General features: G+C 60.1%; 2 protein-coding genes. One reads left to right on the forward strand and one right to left on the reverse strand.

Annotated features, from left to right (window positions below):
• Nucleotides 1-250: 250 nt before the first annotated feature.
• Nucleotides 251-553 (forward strand): PqqD family peptide modification chaperone, encoded by a 303-nt coding sequence (locus IEW15_RS25445; RefSeq protein ID WP_188583334.1) that lies wholly within the window; start codon nt 251-253, stop codon nt 551-553.
• A gap of 29 nt (nt 554-582) precedes the next feature.
• On the opposite strand, the gene IEW15_RS25450 is transcribed toward IEW15_RS25445, so the two are convergent.
• The gene (locus IEW15_RS25450; RefSeq protein ID WP_188583336.1) at nt 583-1,131 is read right to left on the reverse strand and encodes a 2OG-Fe(II) oxygenase; all 549 of its coding nucleotides are present in this window, start codon (nt 1,129-1,131) and stop codon (nt 583-585) included.
• Nucleotides 1,132-1,260: the final 129 nt, after the last annotated feature.

Here is a 1,260-nt window from a genome sequence, read left to right on the forward strand (position 1 = left end):
CACCTCACCCGAGGGAATCAGCCCCGCAGCGCGGGGGCAAGCGGACATCGACAGGGTTGGAGCCCATTCTGCAACAGGCTCTTATATCCGTGGAATTTTCAGGGGGATCTTTCTGTAGTTTGTCAAGAAATTCCTCTCATTTTTTCTGTCTGTTGATGGTCATTCCCGCCTTTGTGGGAATGACGGTGGTGGAATGGTATGGCTGTTGAACAGAACAATAGCCTTTCGGACAAATGCTTGGGAACCTGTGATGACTGTTTCGACCCGGACGCCAACCCAGACCTATCGGCGCCAGCAACGAATACTCAGCGCGTCAGTTGATGATGAGACCGTCATGATGAGCGTCGCGCGGGGGCAATATTACAATCTGAATGCCGTTGGCGGGCACATCTGGCGTCTTCTGGAGACACCGCGGAGCCTGGACCAGATCGTGACGTCACTCGCGGAGGTGTATGATGCGCCGGAAGAGAAGATTCGCGCCGAGGCGGACGCCTTTCTCACCCGACTGAAGCGTGAAGGGCTGTTGGAGATCGTGGTGACCGACGCACCGTGACACCGGCACCGAAGGGGCAGGCGGGGGTGCTACGCCGTGCCGTTGTACCAGCAATTGATGGCGAAACGAGACTGCGCGAAGTTGCCTTCCGGGCAGGAAACCGGAAGCACTTCGTGCGGAGCCCAGGCCGGGAACAGCAATAAACTGTCGCAGGGCGGCTCTATGTCCAGGTGGGCGCCGCCATGTTCGATGGGGCGCAGGGAAAAGAGTCGTAATTCGCCACCGGTAAAGGCCCGCGGCAGAGCATGGAAGTAATAGACGCCGGTCAGGATGCGGTCCGTCGCCGTCTTTTCACCGCCGATGAACGTATCGATATGGCGCCGGTAGAAATCCCCGTCGCCATGGGCGGCAAGTTCCAGCGACAGGCTATCCAGGGTGAAGGGCGGCACGCGCAAGGCTGTGATCGCCTGGGACAGCCGTGCACGAAAGGCCGCCTCCAACGGGGCGTTCACGTCACCAAAATCGCGGATCACCCGCGAGCGGCGGATCTGCCCGCCCTCGATCTTCCGCTTGCCGACCGTCGTATCGCTGAATGCTGCCTCGCGCGACAAGGCAAATGCCAGCAGTCGCGCGACCATCTCGCCGCCAAAGGCATTCTCGATCAGCAGATGTGGCGGAATTTCCCCGGGGATGTCCCGCCCGATGTTGAAAAGGGCTCGGCGGACGTCGCTGGTTGATGAGGCTATGCAGCCTCGCAGACGGGGTCA

Origin of the sequence: Tistrella bauzanensis (assembly GCF_014636235.1) — a bacterium.
GTDB classification, from domain to species: domain Bacteria; phylum Pseudomonadota; class Alphaproteobacteria; order Tistrellales; family Tistrellaceae; genus Tistrella; species Tistrella bauzanensis.

What these genes read in the sequence shown, in the direction of transcription:
- IEW15_RS25445 (WP_188583334.1), top strand. Translation starts at nt 251, where the DNA reads ATGACTGTTTCGACCCGGACGCCAACCCAGACCTATCGGCGCCAGCAA.
- IEW15_RS25450 (WP_188583336.1), bottom strand. Translation starts at nt 1,131, where the DNA reads ATGGTCGCGCGACTGCTGGCATTTGCCTTGTCGCGCGAGGCAGCATTC.